General features: G+C 72.6%; 16 protein-coding genes. 10 read left to right on the top strand and 6 right to left on the bottom strand.

The window, feature by feature from the left end:
• Window positions 1-1,373 precede the first annotated feature (1,373 nt).
• The 3 genes from HJD23_RS43060 (at window position 1,374) to sucD (ending at window position 6,302) form a co-directional block, all read left to right on the top strand.
• Complete coding sequence (locus HJD23_RS43060) at window positions 1,374-3,449, top strand: hypothetical protein (protein WP_206326323.1); 2,076 nt, start codon at window positions 1,374-1,376, stop codon at window positions 3,447-3,449.
• 758 nt (window positions 3,450-4,207) lie between these two features.
• Window positions 4,208-5,389: an ADP-forming succinate--CoA ligase subunit beta gene (gene sucC, locus HJD23_RS15575; protein ID WP_171117590.1), complete on the top strand. Its 1,182-nt coding sequence runs from the start codon at window positions 4,208-4,210 to the stop codon at window positions 5,387-5,389.
• 28 nt (window positions 5,390-5,417) lie between these two features.
• A complete protein-coding gene (sucD, locus tag HJD23_RS15570) occupies window positions 5,418-6,302 on the top strand; it encodes a succinate--CoA ligase subunit alpha (RefSeq protein WP_141312482.1) in 885 nt (294 codons plus the stop codon).
• Window positions 6,303-6,473: 171 nt separating this feature from the next.
• Here sucD and HJD23_RS15565 read toward each other — a convergent pair whose 3' ends face one another.
• The gene (locus HJD23_RS15565; RefSeq protein WP_171117591.1) at window positions 6,474-7,628 is read right to left on the bottom strand and encodes a helix-turn-helix domain-containing protein; all 1,155 of its coding nucleotides are present in this window, start codon (window positions 7,626-7,628) and stop codon (window positions 6,474-6,476) included.
• Between the two features lie 96 nt (window positions 7,629-7,724).
• On the opposite strand from HJD23_RS15565, the gene HJD23_RS15560 reads away from it, so the two are divergent.
• Window positions 7,725-9,632 (top strand): DUF6350 family protein, encoded by a 1,908-nt coding sequence (locus tag HJD23_RS15560; RefSeq protein WP_240980720.1) that lies wholly within the window; start codon window positions 7,725-7,727, stop codon window positions 9,630-9,632.
• A 97-nt stretch (window positions 9,633-9,729) separates the two neighbouring features.
• On the opposite strand, the gene HJD23_RS15555 is transcribed toward HJD23_RS15560, so the two are convergent.
• Window positions 9,730-10,524 carry a hypothetical protein gene (locus HJD23_RS15555; RefSeq protein WP_171117593.1) on the bottom strand — a complete coding sequence of 265 codons (795 nt, stop codon included), beginning with the start codon at window positions 10,522-10,524 and terminating at the stop codon, window positions 9,730-9,732.
• 346 nt (window positions 10,525-10,870) lie between these two features.
• On the opposite strand from HJD23_RS15555, the gene purN reads away from it, so the two are divergent.
• The 3 genes from purN (at window position 10,871) to HJD23_RS15540 (ending at window position 13,458) form a co-directional block, all read left to right on the top strand.
• The gene (gene purN, locus HJD23_RS15550) at window positions 10,871-11,509 is read left to right on the top strand and encodes a phosphoribosylglycinamide formyltransferase (RefSeq protein ID WP_171117595.1); all 639 of its coding nucleotides are present in this window, start codon (window positions 10,871-10,873) and stop codon (window positions 11,507-11,509) included.
• Window positions 11,506-13,071 (top strand): bifunctional phosphoribosylaminoimidazolecarboxamide formyltransferase/IMP cyclohydrolase, encoded by a 1,566-nt coding sequence (purH, locus tag HJD23_RS15545; protein ID WP_171117596.1) that lies wholly within the window; start codon window positions 11,506-11,508, stop codon window positions 13,069-13,071. The genes purN and purH overlap by 4 nt, the downstream gene beginning before the upstream one ends.
• Window positions 13,072-13,212: 141 nt before the next feature.
• A complete protein-coding gene (locus HJD23_RS15540; protein WP_171117598.1) occupies window positions 13,213-13,458 on the top strand; it encodes a hypothetical protein in 246 nt (81 codons plus the stop codon).
• A gap of 13 nt (window positions 13,459-13,471) precedes the next feature.
• Here HJD23_RS15540 and HJD23_RS15535 read toward each other — a convergent pair whose 3' ends face one another.
• The 3 genes from HJD23_RS15535 to HJD23_RS15525 all read right to left on the bottom strand — a co-directional run bounded on the left by HJD23_RS15535 (window position 13,472) and on the right by HJD23_RS15525 (window position 16,940).
• Entirely contained in the window at window positions 13,472-15,364 is a 1,893-nt protein-coding gene (locus HJD23_RS15535) for a serine/threonine-protein kinase (protein WP_171117600.1), read from the bottom strand.
• Between the two features lie 499 nt (window positions 15,365-15,863).
• Window positions 15,864-16,322 carry a peptidoglycan-binding domain-containing protein gene (locus HJD23_RS15530; protein WP_171117602.1) on the bottom strand — a complete coding sequence of 153 codons (459 nt, stop codon included), beginning with the start codon at window positions 16,320-16,322 and terminating at the stop codon, window positions 15,864-15,866.
• Between the two features lie 57 nt (window positions 16,323-16,379).
• Window positions 16,380-16,940, bottom strand: a complete 561-nt coding sequence (locus HJD23_RS15525) for a hypothetical protein (protein ID WP_171117604.1) — start codon at window positions 16,938-16,940, stop codon at window positions 16,380-16,382.
• A 2-nt stretch (window positions 16,941-16,942) separates the two neighbouring features.
• Between HJD23_RS15525 and HJD23_RS44990 the strand changes: the two genes are divergently transcribed.
• A complete protein-coding gene (locus HJD23_RS44990; protein ID WP_346770307.1) occupies window positions 16,943-17,248 on the top strand; it encodes a DUF397 domain-containing protein in 306 nt (101 codons plus the stop codon).
• Here the strand turns inward: HJD23_RS44990 and HJD23_RS44735 are convergent.
• On the bottom strand, window positions 17,226-20,576 hold the full coding sequence (locus HJD23_RS44735) for an ALF repeat-containing protein (protein WP_277347776.1): 3,351 nt from the start codon (window positions 20,574-20,576) through the stop codon (window positions 17,226-17,228). The two genes, HJD23_RS44990 and HJD23_RS44735, sit on opposite strands and share 23 nt — an antisense overlap.
• A gap of 121 nt (window positions 20,577-20,697) precedes the next feature.
• Between HJD23_RS44735 and HJD23_RS15510 the strand changes: the two genes are divergently transcribed.
• The gene (locus HJD23_RS15510) at window positions 20,698-21,177 is read left to right on the top strand and encodes a hypothetical protein (RefSeq protein ID WP_171110757.1); all 480 of its coding nucleotides are present in this window, start codon (window positions 20,698-20,700) and stop codon (window positions 21,175-21,177) included.
• Between the two features lie 22 nt (window positions 21,178-21,199).
• On the top strand, window positions 21,200-23,332 hold the full coding sequence (locus tag HJD23_RS15505) for a trypsin-like serine protease (protein WP_171134031.1): 2,133 nt from the start codon (window positions 21,200-21,202) through the stop codon (window positions 23,330-23,332).
• Window positions 23,333-23,455: the final 123 nt, after the last annotated feature.

Raw genomic sequence — 23,455 nt, 5'->3', positions numbered from 1 at the left:
CTTGTTCCGCCGCACGGGAGGATGCTCCCCCTCTTGACCTGGTCAGCCGCACTGTCCGGCGCCGCCACGCGTGTGTTGCGCGTGGCGGCGGGGCGGCGTGCGCCGCACCTGGTCCTGCTGGTGGGTGGGTTGTTCGTGCTGGGGGTGCTGTGCGGGGAGCGGGCGGACGCGGCTGAAGCGGCGCCGGGCCCGGGGACTTTGGCACGGGTGGCTGCGCCGGTGGCTGTGGTGCCGGGTGAGCGCGCGGGCGGCGAGGGCCGTTTCGGCGGCTCCCGGGGCGGCGCGCTCGGCTCGCGTGGGTCGGCCGAACCGGCCGTTGGGCAGCCCGTCGTTGAGGGTGTCGGGCGGTCCGTGGGTGAGCGGGTTGTTCGGCCGGTCGGGGATGTCGTGGAGACGGTGTCCGGTCGGTTGGCGGGGACGGAGGGGCAGGGGGCGGCGTCGATCGGGTTGCCCTCGCGGCCGGAGTCGCCTTCGTCGCCCGGGGTTTCCGGCCTGCCTGGTTCTCCTGACCTGCCGGACCTGCCTGGCCTGCCTGAGTCGCCCGACCTGCCTGGGCCTTCCGGCGTCCCCGCGATTCCCGGCATCTCCGGGTTTCCCCAAGCTCCGGCGTTTCCCAGGGTCCCGGCAGTGCCCGGGGTTTCTCAGCTTCCCGGGGTTTCCGCGCTTCCGGTTCGGACCTTGCCGCTCCCCGGCGCGGTGGTGTTGTTGCCGGGTGGGGTCGGGGGCTCGGCTTCTCATGACGGTGGTTCGGAGGAGCGCGGTCGTGTGGTGGGGGCGGTTGGCCTCCATGGGCCGGGGCTTGGTGTGGCCACCGGTGGTGTGGGTGCTGCGGTGGACCGAGACGGGGTTCGGCAGCGTGGTGGCGCCGGTGGGGAGTATGCGCCCGGGCATCGTGCGCCCGCCGGTCGTGGCGAAGGGGTGCTGGACAGTCGGTCGGCGGCGGACAGTGGTTCGCCGCGGCATGGTGACGCGCACGCGGTGACGGTGAGTCAGCGGACGCCCGTGGGGCTCATGCCGGGTGCGGCCGCGCGCGTCGAGGCGGACGGGACGCGGGACCGGCACCGGGACATCCCCGTTTTCCCCGGCTAGGGCAGGCCTTCCCCCCGCCGTAGACCTGTCGCGCGGGGGCGGAACAGGTCTGCCCGACCGTCCGGACCTTTCCTGGTCGACGGACGGAAGCCGCCGGCGTCGTATCCGAAGCGCTTGTTGGTCCCGAGTTCCGGGATCGCGGTCGGTGACGGTGCCGGAAGGTCCCCAGTCCCTTGGCGGGAGCCCCTGGTCAGAGGTCGCCGTTGCTCGGTGATCCGGCCGGTGGGCTTGTGCCTCGGACGTCCGGTTCCGGACGTCCAGTCCCGAAGGATCAGACACACGCAATGAACAAGAACATCCGTCGTTCCATCGTCATAGCCGCCGGGGTCACCGGCGCGTGGGCGCTCGGTTCCGCTGCCGCGAGCGCCGATGAACTGCCCGCTTCCTCCCTCTCCGTTTCGGATGCGACCGTGGATGCCGAGGGTTCGCTCGGCGAGGTCACCGATGCGGTTGACGGGGGTGTCTCCGAGGTGAGGGAGACCGTTTCCGAGAAGGTCAGCGGGAACACCGTCGTGGGGACCAGCGGCGCGCAGGCCGGGGACGCCAAGGCCGGTGTGAAGACCGGCAAGGCGGTCGGCGCGGCGGCGTCGGCCGGGGGTGGCGTCGCCGAGCAGGCGCGTCGGTATGTCGATGCCGACGTGACGGTTCCGAACGGGGCGAAGGTCCGGGGTGCGCAGGCCATTCAGGGGGCACAGGCCGCTCGGGCGGCTGCGCAGGTCGAGGCCAGGGCCGCGGCCGGGGCTGCCGTTTCCGACGCCGGTGCGGTCGCCTCGCAGGACGTTGTCGACTACCTGTTCGGTCCGCTCTCCGCGTTCGCACCCGAGTTGGACCGGGCGCTGCAGGCGCAGGGGGCCGAGGGGCTCGTACGGACGAAGGCGCAGTACGCGGTCGCCGGTGCGGGGGGTACGGCGGCGGGTGCGGACGCAGTGGCGCAGGGCGCGGTTGCCGGAGTCGATGGGCGGGCCAGGGGGCTGGTCAGCACCGCCCAGGGAGAGGTCGGTGCGGTGACCGGGGCCGCTCACGGGAGTGTCGCCGGTGTGCCGGGGCAGGTGACGGGCACCGTTGACGGGGTGTCGAGCCATGTCACGGGCACGGTTGCCGGGGTACCGGGGACCGTCGCGGCGGTTGCCGCGGAGACGGGAGCCGCTGTGGTGCCGCCCGTGGTCGGGACTGCCGTGGGCGGAGTGGGGCCGGTTGCCCAGGGGGCCGTGGCTGGGGCGGTGCCCGTCGCCGGTGCGGCGGTGGCCGGGGTGACGCCGGTCGCCGGCCACGCCGTGCAGGGTGTGACGCCGGCCGTCACCGGGGCGGTCGCCGGGGTGACGCCGGTTGCGGAGGGTGCCGTGCACGGGGTTGCGCCCGTGGTCACCAACGCGGTGTACGGCGTGACGCCGGTCGTCGGCGGGGCCGCGGCCGGGGTCGCCCCGATCGCCGGGCACGCGGTGGGCGCCGCGGCCGCGCTGGCGTACGGGGTGGTCGCCGATGTGCAGCCCGTCGTCGGCGGGGTGGTGCAGGGCGTGCAGCCTGTCGCCGGTGCGGCGGTGGCGGACGTGCAGGCTGTCGCGGGCGGTGCGGTCGCCGGTGCGGGGCCGGTGGCCGGTGAGGCCGTGACCGATGTGCACGGCGTGGCCGGAGGCGCGGTGGGTGACGTGCGGACGGTGGCCGAGGGCGCTGTCGCGGACGTACCGCCGTACGCGCAGGGCGTCGTAGCCGACGTGCCGCCGTACGCCGCCGGGTTTGTCGGCGAGGTCACCGCGGATGCCGCCGGTGCCGTACTGCCGCCGGTCGCGAACAGCGCCGTGCGGGGCGTCGTGCCCGTCGCCGGGCATGCCGTCGCGGACGCGGGCGGGCTGGCGTACGGCGTCGGCGGGGACGTCGAGGCGTTCACGGGCGGGGTTGCCGGGGGCGTACCGCCGCTGGCGTACGGCGTGGCCGGGCAGGCCGGTGGGTTCGCCGAGGGCGTGACGGGCGAGGTGCCGGCGTTCGTGGACGGCGTCACCGGCGCGGTCCAGCCGCTCGTCGACACCGTCACCCGGACCGTGCGGCCGGTCGCCGAGGGCGTCGGCGGCAGCGCGACGACGCTGGCGTACGGCGTGACGGGCGAGGTCGCTCCCTTCGCGGACGGCGTCGCCGGCGAGGCCACCCCGTACGTGCACGGCGTCGCGGGCGGCATCGCGCCCTTCGCGCAGGACCTGACCGGCACCGTCCAGTCCACCGGCGGCTCGCTGACCGGCCACGCCGTCACCGGCGCGGAGAACGTCACGGAGTCGCTCACGCCGGGCTACGCCCAAAGCCACGTCCAGGACATCCAGAACATCCAGGACGTCCAGGACATTCGCCAGGGCGGCACGTACCGCATCTGACCCAGGGCCGGTCGCGCGCTGGGCGCACCCCGCACCCGCACGCCCTCAAGGCGTGCTCCCGACCCCGCAGGCACCCGGCACGGGCGGCCGAACACCGTCGGCTCGTCCGGACGGAACCCTGCGGACGGGGTTCGGCGGTCCCCATTGGGGTGGGGGCCGCCGGACCCGAAGCCCCACGGGAGGACCGTTGGTACCCCATCGGGGCAGCTCAAGGGGCCTCACCGGGTCAACCCCAGCCCGGTGAGGCCCTGCGCCGCCCCGCGTGCGCCCCGCCCGTCCGCCGACACCGCACCCGCCCCATTTCCCGCGCCCGCGTTGCCTGCGCCGTCCCGCTCGGCTCATTCCCGTGCCCGCGTTGCCTGCGTCGCCCCGCCCGGCTCATTCCCGTGCCCGCGCGCTGCCTGCGTCGCCCCACCCGGGCTCCGCCCCCGCGTCGCCCCCGCGCTGCTTCGCCGCCGCCCCGTGCTGCCCGCTCCACCACCTCTACGTCCCCACCCCGTCCCCCACCCGCTCACCCCGTTCCCTCACCCCCGGCACCCCGTGCCAGTGAGCCCGGCACCATGTGACAGGTATCACCGCTCACATGTGACCCGCGATTTAGAGGCCCCCCGCAAGCAGAGATAACCTGCGAGACGGACATGCCGCGCGCTCGGACACCGTGTGCGCTTCCCTTGTGACACATGCGGTCGTCACGTTGCCCTTCGCGGCACGCCCACGCATCCAACGAACCGCGAGATCACTGATAGGGACGGAAGCGCGTGGACCTGTTCGAGTACCAGGCGAGGGACCTCTTCGCCAAGCACGATGTACCGGTGCTGGCCGGTGAAGTCATCGACACGCCTGAGGCGGCGCGCGAGATCACCGAGCGTCTGGGCGGCAAGTCCGTCGTCAAGGCGCAGGTGAAGGTCGGTGGCCGCGGCAAGGCCGGTGGCGTGAAGCTGGCCGCCACCCCGGACGAGGCCGTTGCCCGCGCGACGGACATTCTCGGCATGGACATCAAGGGCCACACGGTCCACAAGGTCATGATCGCCGAGACGGCCCCGGAGATCCTCGAGGAGTACTACGTCTCCTTCCTCCTCGACCGCGCCAACCGCACCTTCCTCTCCATCGCCTCCGTCGAGGGCGGCGTGGAGATCGAGGAGGTGGCGGCCACCCGTCCGGAGGCCGTCGCCAAGATCGCGATCGACCCCATCGACGGTGTGGACGAGGCCAAGGCCCGCGAGATCGTCGAGGCCGCCAAGTTCCCGGCCGAGGTCGCCGACAAGGTCGTGAACGTCCTCGTCAAGCTGTGGGACACCTTCATCAAGTCGGACGCCCTCCTCGTCGAGGTGAACCCGCTCGCGAAGGTCGCCTCCGGTGACGTCATCGCCCTCGACGGCAAGGTGTCGCTGGACGACAACGCCGAGTTCCGTCACCCCGAGTACGAGGAACTCCACGACAAGGCCGCCGCCAACCCGCTCGAGGCGGCCGCCAAGGAGAAGAACCTCAACTACGTCAAGCTCGACGGCGAGGTCGGCATCATCGGCAACGGCGCGGGTCTCGTGATGAGCACCCTGGACGTCGTCGCGTACGCCGGTGAGAAGCACGGCAACGTCAAGCCCGCCAACTTCCTGGACATCGGCGGCGGCGCCTCCGCCCAGGTGATGGCGAACGGCCTGGAGATCATCCTCGGCGACCCGGACGTGAAGTCCGTGTTCGTCAACGTCTTCGGCGGCATCACCGCCTGCGACGAGGTCGCCAACGGCATCGTCCAGGCCCTGAAGCTGCTGGAGGACCGCGGTGAGAACGTCACCAAGCCGCTGGTCGTCCGTCTCGACGGCAACAACGCCGAGCTCGGCCGGCAGATCCTCACCGACGCCAACCACCCGCTGGTCCAGCGCGTCGACACCATGGACGGTGCGGCCGACAAGGCCGCCGAGCTCGCCGCAGCCGCCAAGTAAGCACCTAGGACGAGGACATCCACACACCATGGCTATCTGGCTCAACAAGGACAGCAAGGTCATCGTCCAGGGCATGACCGGCGCCACCGGCATGAAGCACACCAAGCTCATGCTCGGTGACGGCACGCACGTCGTGGGCGGCGTGAACCCGCGCAAGGCGGGTCAGTCCGTGGACTTCGACGGCACCGAGGTACCCGTCTTCGGCACCGTCAAGGAGGCCATCGAGAAGACCGGCGCCAACGTCTCCGTCATCTTCGTGCCGGAGAAGTTCACCAAGGACGCGGTCGTCGAGGCCATCGACGCCGAGATCCCGCTGGCCGTCGTCATCACCGAGGGCATCGCCGTGCACGACTCGGCGTCCTTCTGGGCGTACGCCGGCAAGAAGGGCAACAAGACCCGCATCATCGGCCCGAACTGCCCCGGCATCATCACCCCGGGCCAGTCCAACGTCGGCATCATCCCGGGCGACATCACCAAGCCGGGCCGCATCGGCCTGGTCTCGAAGTCCGGCACGCTGACGTACCAGATGATGTACGAGCTGCGGGACATCGGCTTCTCGACGGCCGTCGGCATCGGTGGCGACCCGATCATCGGTACGACGCACATCGACGCCCTCGCCGCCTTCCAGGCCGACCCCGACACCGACCTGATCGTGATGATCGGCGAGATCGGTGGCGACGCCGAGGAGCGGGCCGCGGCCTTCATCAAGGAGAACGTGACCAAGCCGGTCGTCGGCTACGTCGCGGGCTTCACCGCCCCCGAGGGCAAGACCATGGGCCACGCCGGCGCCATCGTCTCCGGTTCGTCGGGCACCGCCCAGGCGAAGAAGGAGGCCCTGGAGGCCGCGGGCGTCAAGGTCGGCAAGACCCCGACCGAGACCGCGAAGCTGGCCCGCGAGATCCTCGCCGGCTGACACGGCGCACAGCTGACGCAGCGCACAGCTGATACAGCGAATAGCAGACGGAAGGGCCCGCACTCCGGCCACCACTCGGCCACGGGAGCGGGCCCTTCCGCACGCTCAGCTCACGCACACCGCACGCTCAGCTCACGCACACCTCACGCTCAGCTGACGCACACCGCACGCTCACCTCGCCTCCGGCACCAACCGCTCCTCCCCACTCGCCATCGCCTGCCGCAGCTTCTCCCGCAGCATCAGCTGTTCGTACGACAGCGGGCCCGGCGCCGCCCGCGGGGGCACGCCCCGCACGGTCTCACCGGGGGGCACCGGTGGCTCGTACTGCGTCGGAGCCGTCCGCAGGGTCAGTGCCGTCGCACCGATCAGGGTGACCGTGAACGCGATCGCGGCCCGGGTCCAGAACTGGGCCCGGCGTTCGCCGCCCCTGCGGACCGCGACGGGTCTGGCCGCGCGCAGCCGCTCCGTGGACGCCAGGTCGGTGAGCCGCCGCTGCAGTTCTTCCGGGTCGGCGAGGTCGGGCAGGCAGGACGCGACGGCCTGGCGCGCGTGCATCAGACGGTTCGCCGTCGCCGGGGTGCTCGCCTCCGTCTCCGCCGCGGTCTCCGGCAGGTCGAGGCCCACACCGTCGTAGAGGAGGAGGGTACGGCGGTACGGGGGCGGGAGTTCCAGGAGGGCGCTGAGCAGCGCGCGGTCGCGCTGGTCGGCCGGTGGGGGCTCCGGATGGCGGTAGCGGGGGCGGAAACGGTGCCAAGGGGAGAGCGCGTACTCGTACGCCGCCAGCCGCACCCAGCCCGCCGGGTCCGGGTCCACGGCCACCTCGGGCCAGCGCTGCCAGGCGAGTTGGAAGGCCCGCTCGACCGACTCGCGCGCCAGCTCGCGCCGCCCGGTGAGCACATAGGCCTGCCGGACGAGGTCGGGCGCGCAGAACGCGTAGAGCGCATCGAAGGCCTGAGCGGGCGTCAGGGGTTCGAGGCCCGACTCGCGTTCGGGTGACGATTCGGGCAGCGATACCGGCGAGGAATCGGGTGGCGACCCGGGTAGCGACCCGGGTGACGATTCGGGTGACGGCTCAGGGCCGGATGCGGGCTGCTCTTCGGTTCGTACGGCGGTGGCGGCGGCCTCGGTCGCGAGGGAGGCCAGCAGTGTCGCGTACGCCTCCGCCTTCCGGCCGTCGGGCGTCGTGCGACCGGACTCCCACGCCCGCACCGTTGCCTTGGAGACGCCCACCCGGGACGCGACCTGAGCCCGCGTCAGGGCACCGGCCTCGCGCAGGCGTCGCCGCTCCTCGGGCGGGGGAAGCGGAGTTACAGGGCTCTCTGTCACAGGTCACCCCTTTGAACGAAAAAGCACATAAGCACATATTGAGCGACACTTCGGTGGTTCGCCTGTTACGCCGGGAAAGCGCGTGTCGTTGGGAGCATGGCCGTCGTGATCCTGATGACCGACCGCCGATCGTCGTTGTCTCCCCGGCCCACCCGGACGCGCCGCCGGTCGCCCGGACTGGCCACCAGCCTTCTGGGCGGCGTGGTGGCGGCCGGGCTGGGGCTGGGCTCGTTCGCCGTGCTGGTGATGATGCTGTGGATCAGCTCGCCCTATCCCGACAGCGGGCCGGGCGGCGCGCTGCACGTGGCCGCGGCGCTGTGGCTGCTGGCGCACGGCGCGGAACTCGTCCGCACCGACACCCTCTCCGGCGCCCCCGCGCCCGTGGGACTCACGCCCATGCTGCTGCTCCTGCTGCCGGTGTGGCTGTTGTACCGGGCGGCCCGGGACGCGGTGGACGGGGCCTACGAGGGGGACGGACCGGCGCCCCTGGTGGCCGGGCGTACGGCGTGGGCCGGGGTGGTGCTCGGCTATCTCGCGGTCGGCGGCGTGGTCGCGGCGTACACGGCGGGGGGCATGCTGCGGCCGGACTGGATGTGGACGGCGCTGTGCCTGCCGCTCGTCGCCGTGGGCGCGGCCGGGGCCGGGGTGTGGACGGCGTACGGGTGGCCTCGCCGGCCGGTGGACAGCGTGCTGCACCGGCTGGGGCCACTGGGACGGGCCTTCCTCGGGACGCAGACCCGGGAGCGGCTCGGTGTCTCGGCGCGGGCGGCGACGGCCGGGGCGGCGGTGCTGGTCGGGGGCGGAGCCTTGCTGGTGGCGGCGTCGCTGGTGTGGCACGGCCCGGCCGCTCGGGTGGCGTTCGCGCAGCTGACCGAGGGGTGGTCGGGCCGGTTCGCGGTGCTGTTGCTGTGCCTGGCGCTGGTGCCGAACGCGGCGGTGTGGGGCGCGGCGTACGCCCTCGGGCCCGGTTTCGCGCTGAGCGCCGGGCATGTGACAGGCCCGCTGTACTCCGACCCCGCCCCTCTCCTGCCGCCGTTTCCGCTGCTGGCGGCGGTGCCGGGGGCGGGGGCCGGTACGCCGCTGAACTGGGCGGCGGGCGTGGTGCCCGTGGTGGCCGGGGCGACGGTGGGGTGGTTCACGGCTCGGGCGGCGGCGGGGGCGCGGGGTGGACGTGAGCCCTGGTCGCTGGGGCGGACTGCGGGATACGCCGGGGTGGCGGCGGTGCTGTGCGGGGCGTGGCTCGCGTTGCTGGCGGGGTTGGCGGGCGGGCCGCTGGGGGTGGAGGCGCTGGCCCGGTTCGGGCCGGTGTGGTGGCAGGTGGCGGTGGCGACGGTGGCGTGGGTGGCGGTGGTGGGGGTGCCGGTGGCTTTGGCGGTGCGGTGGTGGGGGTGCCGGGGGACGGTGGGGGAGGGCGAGGCGGAAAAGTCGGCCACGGGAGTGCAGGTGGCGGAGCGCAAGCAGGTGGCTCCGGCGGATGCCGAGGCGACGGACGTGAAAACGGACGCCGACGCGGGACCGCGGGGCACCGAACCCGACCCGGCGCAGGACCCCGCATCACCCGAACCGACCTCCGACCTGGAAGACCTCGGCCTCGCGGAGGACACGTACGACACCGACGGCGCGTACGACACTCAGGACGCGTACGACACCCAGGACGGGTACGACAGCTACGAGCCCTACGAACCCCTCCCGCTCAGCCCCCCGTCCCCCTGGCCCCACGACGACGCCGCCCGCGAGGACCGCTGGGCGGCGTTGCGGGAAGTCTCCGCGAAAGCGGAGGAGATGGAACCGGCGGAGCGGACGCAGCGGCCGCAGTTGACGGAGCGCACGGAGTCGATGGAGCCGAGGGAGTCGACGGAGCCGACGGTGCTGAGGGAGCCGACGGAGTCGACGGAGCTGAGGGAGTCGACGGAGCCGAGGGAGCCGTCGGAACGGACGGAGTCTACGAAGTCGGAAGGTCCGCCGAAGGCTCCCGAGCCCAAGGCGCCGGCCCATGAGGCATAGGCGGGTATTGGGGCCGGAGTGTGAGGCGTCGGCCCTGAGCCCTGGCGCCCGGCCCCGAGCCCAAGGCGCCGGCCCTCAATCCTCGCGCCCCCGATCGCTACGAGTTGGCCCCCAGTACATCCCGCAGCTGTTCCGGCAGCAGCTTGCTGCAATCCTGGCGGGCCTCGTTCGTGAGGGCGTCATTGGTGCACGTGTAGTAGTCGCGGTACACGAGCTGCGCCGCGAACGACGCGCCGACCAGCGCGATCGCCAGCGACGCCGTGACCAGACCGCTCACCGCCGCCGCGGCCTGCGGGCGGGCCGGTGTCGCGCCCGCCGGTGTGTCCGGCGACGGGGTGCGCGGCTTGGTGCGCAGGGCGCTGATGCCCCAGTACAGCGCCAGCGCACCCAGCAGCAGCGCGACGTACGTCCAGGTGAACAGCGCGAAGAAGAAGGCCCACATGCCCGCCAGCAGCGCATAGCGTGCCCGGCGCTGTGCCGGGTCCGTGGGGTCCCAGCGCATGCCCGGCGCCGGACCGCCGGGTCGCTCGGGGCCGCCGCCGGGCCGGTCGCCGAAGCCGCCGCCGGAGGAGCGGCCGGGCTGCCGATCGCTCCACTGACTGCCCCACGCCGGACGCCCGCCGTCTCCCTGAGAGCCCTCCGAGCCCGTCGAGCCCGTCGAGCCCGCCGAGTCCCCGCTGTCGCCCGAAGGCCGCCGCGGCTGCCACGGCCGGTCCGGCGTGCCCTCCGGCGGGGGAGCGAAGGGGTTGTCGTCCTGCCTGTCGCCGTTGGCGTCGCCCGACGGTGCGTCGGCCGGTGAGGCGGGGCGCTCCCGCAGCAGCACGCCGCTGCGCTCCCTCCCCTGTACCGACTGCGGGGGGAACGTGAGGAGTCGCAGACTGCGGTCCGGCATCAAGAGAGCGTCTTCCCCTTATGGATCTGGCTGTGGATCTGACTGCGGTGGAACTGGCTGCTGTGGAACTGGCTTGCGTGGACCCGGCTCGGATTTTGCTGGCCCATGCTCGTGCATCTCGCTCGTTACTGGTGAACGCACGGTGCCCGGATCACGTTCCCGAACCGGCTCCTCCCAGACGCTACCTCCCGGCCACGCCCCCGTCCCGTGGGGGCCGCCCGGTGTGCCGGTATCGTTGCTGACGGTCGGTTGCTTCGTAGGCTTCCCCGTATCCGGGGGCGCGAAGCATTCGTAGGACCCTACAAACCGCCGACCCTGCAAAATGCTCTCGAGAAAGGGCCCCACCGTGGCCGCCAAGCCCGTGGCCAAGCGCGCCAAGCGCCTCGTCGTGCTGGTCTCCGGATCCGGCACCAATCTGCAGGCGCTGCTCGACGCCATCGCGGCCGAGGGCGCCGAGGCGTACGGTGCCGAGATCGTGGCCGTCGGCGCCGACCGGGACGGTATCGAGGGGCTCGCGCGGGCCGAGCGTGCCGGGCTGCCCACCTTCGTACGGAAGGTGAAGGACTACGAGAGCCGCGAGGCGTGGGACGCCGCCCTCGCCGAGGCCGTCGCCGCGTACGAGCCCGATCTGGTCGTCTCCGCCGGGTTCATGAAGATCGTGGGCAAGGAGTTCCTGGCCCGTTACGGCGGGCGGTTCATCAACACCCACCCCGCGCTCCTCCCCAGTTTTCCCGGCGCCCACGGCGTCCGCGACGCGCTCGCGTACGGCGCCAGGGTCACCGGCTGCACCGTCCACTTCGTCGACGACGGCGTCGACACCGGGCCGATCATCGCGCAGGGCGTGGTGGAGGTCCGGGACGAGGACGACGAGAGCGCGCTGCACGAGCGCATCAAGGAAGTCGAGCGAAGGCTGCTCGTCGATGTCGTGGGGCGGCTCGCCCGCAACGGCTATCGCATTGAGGGACGAAAGGTAGTTATCCAGTGACCGCCACCGCCGAGAGCAACAAGCGGGCCATCCGTCGCGCGCTCGTCAGCGTCTACGACAAGACCGGGCTGGAGGAGCTCGCCCGTGGCCTGCACGAGGCGGGCGTGGAACTCGTCTCCACCGGCTCCACCGCCGCCCGCATCGCCGCCGCCGGCGTCCCCGTCACCAAGGTCGAGGAGCTCACCGGCTTCCCCGAGTGCCTGGACGGCCGGGTGAAGACCCTGCACCCGAAGGTGCACGCGGGCATCCTCGCCGACCTGCGGCTCGACAGCCACCGGCAGCAGCTCGACGAGCTGGGCGTGGCGCCGTTCGACCTCGTCGTCGTCAACCTCTACCCGTTCGAGGAGACCGTCGCCTCCGGCGCCTCGCCCGACGAGTGCGTGGAGCAGATCGACATCGGCGGCCCGTCGATGGTCCGCGCCGCCGCCAAGAACCACCCCTCGGTCGCCGTGGTCACCAGCCCGGAGCGATACGCCGACGTCCTCGCCGCCGTGCGCGACGGCGGCTTCGACCTCGCCGCCCGCAAGCGGCTGGCCGCCGAGGCGTTCCGGCACACGGCCGAGTACGACGTGGCGGTGGCCGGCTGGTTCGCGGGCGAGTACGCCGGTGAGGGTGCGGAGTTCCCGGAGTTCATCGGGGTGACGTACCAGCGCAAGCAGGTGCTGCGCTACGGCGAGAACCCGCACCAGCCCGCCGCGCTGTACACCGGCGGCTGCGGCGGCCTGGCCGAGGCCGAGCAGCTGCACGGCAAGGAGATGTCGTACAACAACTACACGGACACGGACGCCGCCCGCCGTGCCGCGTACGACCACGACGAGCCGTGCGTCGCGATCATCAAGCACGCCAACCCGTGCGGTATCGCGATCGGCGCGGATGTCGCCGAGGCGCACCGCAAGGCGCACGCCTGTGACCCGCTGTCGGCGTTCGGCGGTGTCATCGCGGTGAACCGTCCCGTCAGCAAGGAGATGGCGGAGCAGGTCGCGGAGATCTTCACCGAGGTCATCGTCGCGCCCGACTACGAGGAGGGCGCGCTGGAGGCCCTCGCCAAGAAGAAGAACATCCGCGTCCTGCGCTGCCCGCAGGCACCGGAGACCTCGGCGGAGTTCAAGCCGATCGACGGCGGCGGCCTCGCCCAGATCACGGACGTCTTCCAGGCCGAGGGCGACGACCCCGCCAACTGGACGCTGGCGACCGGTGAGGCGCTGAGCCCCGAGGAGCTGAAGGAGCTGGCGTTCGCCTGGAGGGCGTGCCGGGCCGTGAAGTCCAACGCCATCCTGCTCGCCAAGGACGGCGCCTCGGTGGGCGTCGGCATGGGGCAGGTCAACCGGGTCGACTCCGCGAAGCTGGCGGTCGAGCGGGCCGGCGCCGAGCGGGCGCAGGGCTCCTACGCGGCCTCCGACGCCTTCTTCCCCTTCCCCGACGGGCTGGAGATCCTCACCGAGGCGGGCGTCAAGGCCGTGGTGCAGCCGGGCGGTTCGGTCCGCGACGAGCAGGTCGTGGAGGCGGCCCGCAAGGCGGGCGTGACGATGTACTTCACGGGGACACGGCACTTCTTCCACTGAGCCGTAGCGCGATGACGTGGACGGGCCCACCGGTTGCCGGTCGGCGGGCCCGTCCACGCTTGCGTTGCGGTACGGGAACCGCCGGGGCACCGTTGGGGCACGGCGCGTCATCACCGGGCCGCCGTCGGGAAGCATCACACCATGCTGTCGTGCGCGTGCTTCAACCCGGTCGACATCATGGTGGCCTGGACCGGGTACGGCCTCCTGGGTGTCGCCGGGCTCATCATCGGTTTCGTCTGCCTGGTCGGAATGCTGCTCGCCGGAATGGCCGTCGTCGGGCACGTCATTCGCCGATGGCAGGGCGACGACCACGTCCCGGGAGCGGGCGGCACGGACGAGGAACGGCTCGGCCTCGCGTCCTTCCGCTGGGAATCCGAGCCGGACTGACCGGTTCGCGCCGTCATGTCGAACTGCGCAGCGCTCCCCAGGTGTTGGCGCCCACGATGCCGTCGACGTCCAGGCCCTTGGCGCTCTGGAACTTCTTGACCGCGGCCCGGGTGCCGTCGCCGAACTGGCCGTCCACGCCCGCGTTGCCGACGCTGTAGCCGCGCTTGACCAGCATGCACTGCACCTGTGTGACGCGGCTGTTCTTGTCGCCGTACCGGGTCAGTGCGGTGCCGGAGTAGTACGTGCACTGGGTGTTCCACGGCGGTTCGGCGGGCGTGGTGGCGGTCTCGGTCGGAGAGGTGCCGGTGCCGCCGGCGGTTCCGCTGCCGGAGGTGGCGGTGACGGTGACCGTGGGCTGCGCACCGCCCGTGCCACCGCCGGACGAACCGCCGCTGCCGTCGGCTGCTCCGCCGGTGGCCTGCTCGTCCTCGCCCTGGCCCTCGCTCTCGCCCTTCTCCTTCTCCTTGCCTTCCTCCTTCTCCTTCTCCTTCTCCCTGCTGGAAGGGGAGCTGGAGGGGCTGGGAGAGACTGACCCCGGCTCGTTGTCGGAGGCGGTGCTGCCGGAGGTCGTCGGGGAGGCGGAGGCCGTTTCGTCGAACTCGGGGCGGGTGAGCAGGAAGGCACTGACGATCACGGCGACGACGGCGACGCCCGCGGCGACGGCGAGGTACGGCTTCCGTCCTGATCGCCTCGTGCCGCTCGCGCCGTTCCCGACGCTGGGCGGGCCCTGCGGGGACGTGCCGTAGTGCGCCGGGGGCGTGGCCATGCCGTACGCGGCCGGTGGGGTGGACGGGGTGCCGTACGGGCCGGGAGGCGTGGGCGGCGCGCCGTACGGGCTTGGCGGCGTCGCAGGTCCGAAGGCGGGGCGGGGAGCAGGGGAGGCCACGGGTTCCGTGGGAGCCCGGAAGTGGCCGGTCTGCCGGGCGGAGGCGCGCTCCAGTACCTCGCAGGCCTGTTGCCGGGAGAGAAGGTGGCCGCCCAGGGGCTCCTGCCAGGAGGGTGCGTGGCCGTGCCCGGCGGCCGCCGCCGCGTCGATCAGCTGTCGCGGGGTCGGCCGCCCGGCCGGGTCCTTGGCGAGGCAGGCCGAGAGGAACGCGGCCAACTCGGGGTCCACGACCGTGAGTTCGGCCATGATCTCGGCCTTGGGCTCCTCGAAGGCGACCCGGTGCATCACGTCCACGCCGGTTCCGTCGCCGAAGGGCGCGGTGCCGGTGGCGGCGTAGATGAGAGTCCCCGCGAGCGAGAAGACGTCGGAGGCGGTGTCGCAGCGGCCCTCGCGCAGATACTCGGGGGACATGAAGGCGGGGGTGCCGACCCGGGAGCCGGTCGTGGTGATGGAGCTCGCGTCCGCGGCCTGCGAGATGCCGAAGTCGATGACGTGCGCGTGCCGCAGGGACAGGATCACGTTGGACGGCTTGAGATCACGGTGTACGACCCCGGCGGCGGCCAGCGCCGACAGGGCCTGCCCGAGTTCGGCGACCAGCCGCCACAGCCCGGCGGACCCCAGGCCGCCGCACTCACGGACGGCGTCGGCGAGGTTGAGGCCGGGCAGGTACTGCGTGGCCATCCACAGCAGCGAGTCGTCGAACCCGGTGCCGAGCAACTGTGGCGCGTGCGGGGTGTGGACCCGGGCCTGGACGGCGGCCTCCCGCTCGAACCGCCGCCGGAACTCCGGGTCCTCGGCATACTCGGGCCGGATCACCTTCACGGCGGCCAGTCCCGGACTGTCGTCGGCCGGGCGGGCCAGATACACCCGCCCCATCCCGCCGCTGCCGAGCAGCCCGAGCGGTACGTACGGTCCGATCCGCCCGGGATCGGCGGCCTCCAGCGGCTTTGCACCCGCCTGCCTCAGCGCGGCGTCACCGGCCGCCGGTGTGTACGGCGACCCGGGTCGCTGGTCTGTCATGGGTCCCCCGACCTGCTCTCTCTTACGCAACGTGCTCTCGTGCCACGCTGGTTGGCTGGTGAGAGGCTATCGTCCCGGCGCGGGGGAGTGGCCGGGATGCGGCGGGACCGGTGCGGGGGCGCCGTACGGCTGCGCGACGGGGGCGGGGGCCGCCTGGGGCGCCTGCGAGCCCGCCGGGCAGGAACAGGATCTGGAAGACGCGGGCTGCGGGATGCATGGGCGGGGACTCCACTTGCTGCAGGGCCGGGCCCTGGCGGTTGAGCGACGGGTGCGGTGCCGGACGGTGCGCCCGGCGGTGAGGGGATCGGGGGAGGGGACCGAGACGGCCGCGGTGAGCGAGGGGAAACATCACGCTCACCGCGGCCGCGCCTGCGGGGCCGACCGTGCACCCCTGCTCGCGGTCTCCTCCGTCAGCCGCGCCGACTCCCCGGGGCGGCACGGGGCCATGGTGGCGGACGGGAGTGGGGGACGGTACCTGTGACTCTTCAGGTTGTCGGCCTCAGACGCCCGGGGCCGTGCACTGGGTGGTGGCGTTGCCGTTGTTGTAGACGCGCCAGCCCATCTTCTTACGGGTCTCCGGGCCGTAGATGCCGTCGTTGGCGATGTCCCTGTACTGGGTCTGGACGTTGTACACGGCCTGCCTCGTCTTGGGGCCGTAGATCCCGTCCTTCCCGCCCGTGTCCTGCCTGTAGCAGGTGATCAGGGCGTCCTGCAGCGCGGTGACGGCCGAGCTGCTGTTCCCGTACTGCAGGATGCAGTTCCTGCTCCCGGTGCCCGAGTAGTAGGGCTGCCTGACCCACACTGTCGAGGACAAGTACACCCGCTTGACCGCGTTGCAGGTCGGATACGACGCCGCCGAGGCGGCCGGTGCGACGGCGAGCGCTCCTCCCAGGAGCGTTGCGGTGAGGGCCCCTGTGACAAGGCCGACCCGGATGTGAGGCGAACTGCCTCGGACCATGATTCCTCCACTGACGACGGATGGATGGACGGCGTGTCGATCTGTCTGCGGCGGGGGTCAGCAATTGGCGTACGTGTACGACGCGGGCTTCCAGCCGACGTTCGGGATGTACACCTTGTAGACGCCACTCGCGCTGCGGTACAGGAAGAAGGCGTGTTCGTTGCCCTTGTAACGCAGCTTGGTCCGGTAGGGGTAGCTGTCGTTGTTGCTGGACACCCACTCGATGTTGCCGTCGACCGCGCCGAAGGTCTCGTTGCCGACGATGCCGTCGATGGACTTCAGCTTCAGCGTGCGCTGCAGGCTGATGGTGGCGGACTTGGTGTCCGAGCCGAACCAGCAGTCGATGTCACCGTGGGCGAACGCGTCGCCGTTGCTCTTCTTGGCTCCCTCGGCCCACAGGATCCACTGCCACAGGGCGGTGGCGTTGGTGTGTGCGTGCGAGCCGGTGGACAGCGTTCCCTCGTCGCCGAAGTCGTCCTGGTACATGTACGCGCCCTTGACGTACCCCTCGGAGACGTTGGCCGATGCCGGCTGGGCGCTGACGGTGAGCATGCCGGCGGCCACGGTGGCCGCGACGACAGCGGTGGTCAGGCGGATCCGAGGCATGGCGATGTTCATGTGTGTCCTTCCCCCTGGTGGTGGCGCGGTGCGTCCTGCCACGGTCATGGTGGTCGAGGTCGGTGGCTGGGGGAACCTGCAATGTTTCAGGGACGCGATGCGGAACCGTCCGGGCCACCGGGCGCCTGCTGCGGACACGTCGCGGACGTAGCCGAACGGGTGAGTGCGTCGAGGTCGCCGACAACCTGAACGGCGCCGTCCCCATCCGGGACTCCAAGAACCCCGGCGGCGCCGTTCTCCTCGTCTCCGCCCGCGCCTGGGCGCCCTTCCTCTCCTCTCCGCGGGCTACTCCCAGGTCAGCGCGCTGATGAGCGAGGAACCCGCGTCGTAGACGAAGCCGGCCGCCGCGGTGCCGACCTTCGACATCACTTGGCCCTTGCCGAAGAAGAGCCCGTTGACCGCGGTCATGCCGAGCGCGCTCTTGAACTCGGCGCTGTCGAACCCGTGCTCCTTCCCGGTGAAGTACGTGCCCGCGGACTGGCTGACCAGTGACGCGATGCCGAATCCCAGGGCGACCGCTCCGAGAACCAGCGCGCCGCCCGGGATGAACAGGGCTGCGGCGCCGGCGATCAGCCCGGCCCACCCGAGGATTGCGCTGGTGCGATTGCTGAGCGTCGCCGAAGCCTCGTAATCCGGGCTCCCGTCAGGGTTCAGCGTCCAGTCCATGTACCAGGGCATGTCCTGCTCGGGCACCTGCGAGGGGTTCGTCCCGTTCTGCTCGGCCTCCAGCGCGTCCAGCGCCGCTTGCCGTGCCTCGGCCTCCTGTTCCGCCTCCCGCCTCTGCGTCGCGACCTCCTGTGCCTGGCTCGCGGCCTCGGCCGCCGCGTCGGCGTCCTCGCCGGCCGCTTCTGCGGAGGCCTTGGCCTGGGAGGCGGAGAGCTGGGCGTCGGCGGCGTGGGCCACGGCCTTCTCCGCTGACGCCATCGCCTGCCGCATCGAGTAGTTGGCGCTGCGTGCCGCGCTGCGGGCCACCGACGCGGCCTGCTTGGCGCCGGCAGCCGAAGCGGCAGCCTCGGCTGCGGACTTGTCGGCGGCGTCGGCGTTGGCCTTGGCTTCCTGCGCCGCGTTCGCCGCGTCGGTGGCGTAGCCCTTGGCCTTGGCCGCCCACTCGGACGCCTCGGCCGCTGCCTGGCGGGCCTCGGCGGCCGCCTTGGAGGCGAGTGCCGCGTCCTCCTGGGCCTGCGCGGCGATCCTCGCGGCGTGGGCGATGGCGGCGCGGATGGCGGCGACGTGCGCGGCGTGGTCCTGGTCAAGGCGGGCGATCTCGTACTTGTCGCGGACGACGAAGTGCCGCCGCATCGCTGCGGCGCCCTCCAGGACGATCCGTGCCGCCGACTTCATGTAGGGGCCGCCGGATTCGAGGAGGCGGAGGATCTCGACGCGGTCGTCCTCCTTGACGGCCTCCGCCAGCTCGATGGTGAGGAAGCGGTTCATCGCCGTCGCGCTTCCGTCGTCGAGTGCCGCCTCGGCCTTCGCCTTGACGGCGGGGCCCGGGTTCTGCCCCAGGATGCCGAGCACGGTGACCCGGTAGTCCGTCTTCGCCGCCTCGATGGCCCCGCCGGTCAGGAAGGCGGCGGGGGCCCCCGGGTCCTCGCTCGCCAGGGCCTTGTGTGCCGCGTCGGCGACGGACGCCCTGGACGCCTTGCCGACGGCCAGCACGGCCTCCCGGTCGTCCTGCCGCTGGGCCAGGACCCGGTCCGCGTCGATCCAGTTGAGGACGGACTCGTCGGTGTCGGCGAGGGCGAACTCGGCGGCCTCCCGGGTCCAGGTGCCGGACGAGTCCAGCAGCTTGACGGCGGCCTTGCGGCCGGTGGCGACCGCGGTGGCGGTGTCTCCGCCCCTCAGGGCCGTCTCCGCTGCGGCGATCAGTTCCTTGATCTCCGCGGAGGTCTTCTCCGCCTGCGTCCGCTCCCGGTGCGCCCGCTCCGCCTCGGCGATCTCCGCCTGCGCCCGGATCCGTGACTCCTGGATGCCGAGCTCGGTGTCCTGCGTGATGCGCGCCGTCTCCGCCTCACGCGCCGCCTGCTCGACCTCCTGAGCCTTCTCGACGGCGCCGGCCGCCGTGTTGGCCGCCTCCACCGCTGCTGCCGCATGGGCGGTGGAACGCTTGGCGTACTCGATCGCCTGGCCCGCGTGGGCCGCCGCCTCGTCCGCCGCGTCTGCGGCCTTCTCGGCGTGCGCGGCAGCGCTGTTCGCGGCATCGCGGGCCGCGCGGGCCGCGACTGCGGCGCGGTTGGCCAGGGTCTGGGCGGTGCTCGCCGCCTGGGTGGCCCGATGGGCGGCGGCATTCGCCTCGGCCGCCGCCTGCCGGGCCTTGGCGGCCTGGGACTGGGCGGCGCCCGACGCTTCGGCGGCGTCGGCGGCGGCGTCGGCGGCCGCGGCCGCGTTGGTGGCGGCGCTCGCGGCGGCGTCTCCGGCGCCGGCGGCCTCCGCCGAGGCGACGGCGGCCTGGTCGGCCGCCGCGGCGGCAGTGCGCGCCTGGCCCGCGGCAGCCCGTGCGTTCTGCGCCGCCTGGCGGGCTGCGTCGGCCTTGGACGCGTCCGCGGACGCGGCGATCGCGGCGTTGTAGGCGCGGGAGGCCGCGCTCCCGGCGGCGGCAGCGGCCGCCGCGGCGGCCTGAGCGGCCCGGGCGGCGCGGCTGGACGCGGCTTGTGCCGTGCGCGACGCGGCGATTGCCGTGTTGGCGGCGTTGGCGGCCCCGCGCGCGGCGCTCGCCGCGTCGTTCGCCGCCCGGGCCGACTTGGCGACATCCTGCTGGGCCGCCCGCGCCTCCTCCGCCGCCTTCAAGGCCGCCGCCTTGGCCTTCTCGGCGGCCTCCTTCGCGCGGGCGGAGGCGGCGACGGCCTGTTCCGTCTGGAGCTTCGCCCGCCGGCCCTCGCGCTTGACGATCTCCACCAACTGGCCGATCGTGGCGGCCTCTTCGTCCCGGGCGCGGGCGATGTACTGGCCGGAGACCAAGAACTGGCGGATGGCGTCGGGTGAACCATCGTTCAGCGCCCGCTCGGCGTACTTCTTCACCTCGGGGGAGGCCGTGGCGAGGATGGCGAAGACCGCCGCCCGGTCGTCCTCCTGCTGCGCGGTGTACTGGGTCTGCTCCAGGAACGTCCGCAGGGCCGCCGGAGTGCCCGCCCCCAGCGCTTTGCCGGCCTCGCGCTGCACGGCCGTACCGCCGTGATTCATGACAGTCAGGACAGCGACCCGCAGGTCCTCGTGCACGGGCGCCTCGTAGCCGTCGCTCAGGAACGCCGCGACCGCGTCGTCCCCGGCGGACAGGGCCGTACTGGCGGACGCGCGGGTGGCCTTCCCTGCGTAGGGGAGGCTGGAGATGACGGCGAAACGGTTGTCCTCGGCCTGCGCGACGGGCAGTTCGTCGGCGAGGAAGGCGGTCACTGCGGCCGGCGGTCCGGCGAGGGCGAGGGCGGCAGCCTCCCGTACCGCCCTCCCCCCGGTCTTGTACGCCCAGACGGCCCGGCCCCGTTCGGTGTCGGGCAGGCCGTGATACGTGCCGTCGGGATCCGTCTCGGCGGCATACGCGGGCGCGGCGGTCAGCGTGAGCGCGGCGGGCAGGGCGGGGGCGGCGGTGACTCCCGCCAGAGTGGTCAGTAAGCGGCGTCTGCTCCAGAGCGAGGGGGGCAAATCAGGCATCCTTCCCGTGCGGCAAGGGGATTGGGCGACGCACCGTAACCCGCGCTACGGGAGTGCCCACCCTCGAACTTTCGAGGGTCACGGGGCATAAATCGGTTGATAGAGAGAGCACATGAGATCCCTGAGACCCCTGCTTCCGCCGGCCCTGGCCGCCGCTGTCGCCGCCACCGCCGCCGCCCTGCTGCTCACCGGCGCCCCCCTGGCCACCGCCGACGACCTGCCGCCCGTCGCCGTCGAGGACTTCGCCTATCCCGACGCCGACAAGATCTACGCCGAGCACGGCATCCGTCTGCTCACCGGCGACGGCAACATCCTGTTCGCCGACTGCGGCTCCGCCACCAACCTGATCCAGGTCTACGCGCGCGGCCACAGCGACCCGTTCTGCTTCTCCGCCAAGGGCCAGTCCGGCCGGGTCGCCATGGAACTGCCGCAGGTCTACGGCATCAGGACCAACGAGTACAAGATCGTCGCCGACATGACGGTGGACGGCACCGAGACCTCGTACACCGTCGCCGCGAACTCCTGGGGTGCGGTCGGCGAGAGCGTGGACGGCCGCGACCACACCCTGGTCGAACTCCACGCCACCAAGTAGGCCTCGAAGGGACCACACAGCCATGTCCTCGTACGACAGACGCCCGCATCGCGTCACCCGCGCCCTCGCCCTGCTGGCCGCCGGCGCCGTCCTCGCCGTGCCCGCGCCCGCCGCCAACGCCGTGGTCGGCACCCCGACCCCGGAAGGCACCCACACCTTCACCGCCCACCTCGACATGGGCAACGGCATCCGCGCCTGCTCCGGCGCCCTGGTGGACGCCGAGTGGCTGGTCACCGCCGCCTCCTGCTTCGCCGCCGACCCGCAGTCAGGCACCGCCCCGGCGGCCGGCAAGCCCGCGCTGAAGACCGTGGCCACCATCGGCCGCACCGATCTGAACGGCACCGGTGGCCATGTCGCCGAGGTCACCCACATCGTGCCCCGGGCGGGCCGCGACCTGGCCTTCGCCCGCCTCGCCTCCCCGGCGACCGGCATAGCCCCGGTGAAGCTCGCCGCCACCGCGCCCGCCGCCGGCGACGCGCTGACCGTCCTCGGCTACGGCCGCACCAAGACCGAATGGGTGCCGGGCAAGCTCCACCAGGCGAACTACACCCTCGACTCGGTCGCCGACGGCACCCTCGCCATGACCGGCAAGACCGCCGACGACTCCGTCTGCAAGGGCGACACCGGCGGCCCGGTCCTGCGCACGACCGGCAGCGGCTCGTACGAACTGGTCGCCGTCAACTCCCGCTCCTGGCAGGGCGGCTGCCACGGCACCACCGAGACCCGCACCGGCGCGGTCGCCGCCCGCGCCGACGGCTCCCCGGGCGGCGCGGCCCTCACCCCCGGACAGACCCTGCGCCCTGGCGACTCGCTGCTGTCGAAGTCGGCCAAGGTCACCATGGGCGCCGACGGCAACCTGACCGTCGCGTCCAACGCCGGCAAGACCCTGTGGTCGTCGGGAACGGCCGGCCACCCAGGAGCCACCGCCACCTTCAGCGAGACCGGCAACCTCGCCGTGAAGGCGGCCGACGGCACCACCCTGTGGGAGTCGAAGACCTCCGCGCCCGGGGGCAGCGCCGTCGTCCAGGACCGCGGCAACCTGGTCGTCCGGAACGCCTCCGGCGAGAACCTCTGGTCCAGCAACACCGTCGTCCGGGGCGACTACAACGGCGACGGCCGCTCCGACATGGTCACCTGGTACGACTACCGCGACGGCCGCGACGCCAGCTTCCGCTTCCTCACGAGGCCGGACGGCACCTTCCAGGCACCCGCCTCATCCTGGGCGGGCCCCGCGGGCAACTGGACCGCGTCCAACGCCAAGCTGCTGCACGGCGACTACAACGGCGACGGTCTCTCCGACCTCGCCGCCGCCTACGGCTACTCCGACGGCACCATGGGCATGTGGACCTGGATCTCCCAGGGCGACGGCGCCTACGCCACGCCGTTCCGCTCCTTCAGGACGGAGCCCGGGGACTGGACCTTCTCCCGCTCCACCCTCGTCAGCGGCGACTTCAACGGGGACGGCCGGGACGACATCGCCGCCTGGTACGACTACGCCGCCGGCCACGACCGGCTGTTCACCTTCCTGTCCGACCGGAACGGCGGCTTCACCTCGCCCACCAGCTCGCTCACCATCGCCGAGGGCAGCTGGACCGCGACGGCCGCCAAGCTGGTGACCGGCGACTACGACGGCAACGGCCGCGACGACATCGGCGTCTTCTACACCTACGACAGCGGACTCGCCCGCACCTTCACCTTCCTCTCCACCCCCCAGGGCGGCTTCGCCACCGGCGTCAGGGGCTGGGAGGGCGCGACCTGGGGCAGCCGCGACCGCACCTCCGTCTACTCCGGTGACTTCGACGGCGACGGCCGCGACGACCTCGCCGCCTGGTACGACTACAGCGACGGCTCTGACGGGGTCCACACCTTCCTGAGCGACGACCAGGGCGTCCTCAGCACCTACAAGGGCTCCCCGAGAGTCGCGGCCGGGAACCTCACACGTGCCAGCATGAAGATCGCCGCCGGCGACTACAACGGCGACGGCCGGGACGACCTGGGCTTCATGTACGGCTACGGCAACGGCACCGTGCGGATGTGGACCATGCCCGCCCGCGGCGACGGCACCTTCGGCGCCTACACCGGCGGCTGGGCCTCCACCGGTTCGAACTGGGGCTTCACCGCCACCCAAGTGGTGGAGCGCCACCCCCAGCAGTGACTGACCGACCGCAGTGAGTGACTCTCCGGCCCACCCGGCCCCGGGAACCGTCCCGGACCGGGTGGCGCCGGTTACGCCGAGCGTCTGACGGCGCCGGAACCTCGAAAGGTCGCAGGGTGCCGG

Source organism: Streptomyces sp. Z423-1, from assembly GCF_013009255.1.
GTDB lineage: Bacteria > Actinomycetota > Actinomycetes > Streptomycetales > Streptomycetaceae > Streptomyces > Streptomyces gossypiisoli.
This window is presented reverse-complemented; position numbering and strand designations above follow the sequence as displayed.

What these genes read in the sequence shown, in the direction of transcription:
- HJD23_RS15560 (WP_240980720.1), top strand. Translation starts at nt 7,725, where the DNA reads ATGGCCGTCGTGATCCTGATGACCGACCGCCGATCGTCGTTGTCTCCC.
- HJD23_RS15510 (WP_171110757.1), top strand. Translation starts at nt 20,698, where the DNA reads ATGAGATCCCTGAGACCCCTGCTTCCGCCGGCCCTGGCCGCCGCTGTC.
- sucD (WP_141312482.1), top strand. Translation starts at nt 5,418, where the DNA reads ATGGCTATCTGGCTCAACAAGGACAGCAAGGTCATCGTCCAGGGCATG.
- HJD23_RS15535 (WP_171117600.1), bottom strand. Translation starts at nt 15,364, where the DNA reads ATGACAGACCAGCGACCCGGGTCGCCGTACACACCGGCGGCCGGTGAC.
- HJD23_RS15555 (WP_171117593.1), bottom strand. Translation starts at nt 10,524, where the DNA reads ATGCCGGACCGCAGTCTGCGACTCCTCACGTTCCCCCCGCAGTCGGTA.
- HJD23_RS15530 (WP_171117602.1), bottom strand. Translation starts at nt 16,322, where the DNA reads ATGGTCCGAGGCAGTTCGCCTCACATCCGGGTCGGCCTTGTCACAGGG.
- HJD23_RS15540 (WP_171117598.1), top strand. Translation starts at nt 13,213, where the DNA reads ATGCTGTCGTGCGCGTGCTTCAACCCGGTCGACATCATGGTGGCCTGG.
- HJD23_RS15525 (WP_171117604.1), bottom strand. Translation starts at nt 16,940, where the DNA reads ATGAACATCGCCATGCCTCGGATCCGCCTGACCACCGCTGTCGTCGCG.
- HJD23_RS15505 (WP_171134031.1), top strand. Translation starts at nt 21,200, where the DNA reads ATGTCCTCGTACGACAGACGCCCGCATCGCGTCACCCGCGCCCTCGCC.
- HJD23_RS43060 (WP_206326323.1), top strand. Translation starts at nt 1,374, where the DNA reads ATGAACAAGAACATCCGTCGTTCCATCGTCATAGCCGCCGGGGTCACC.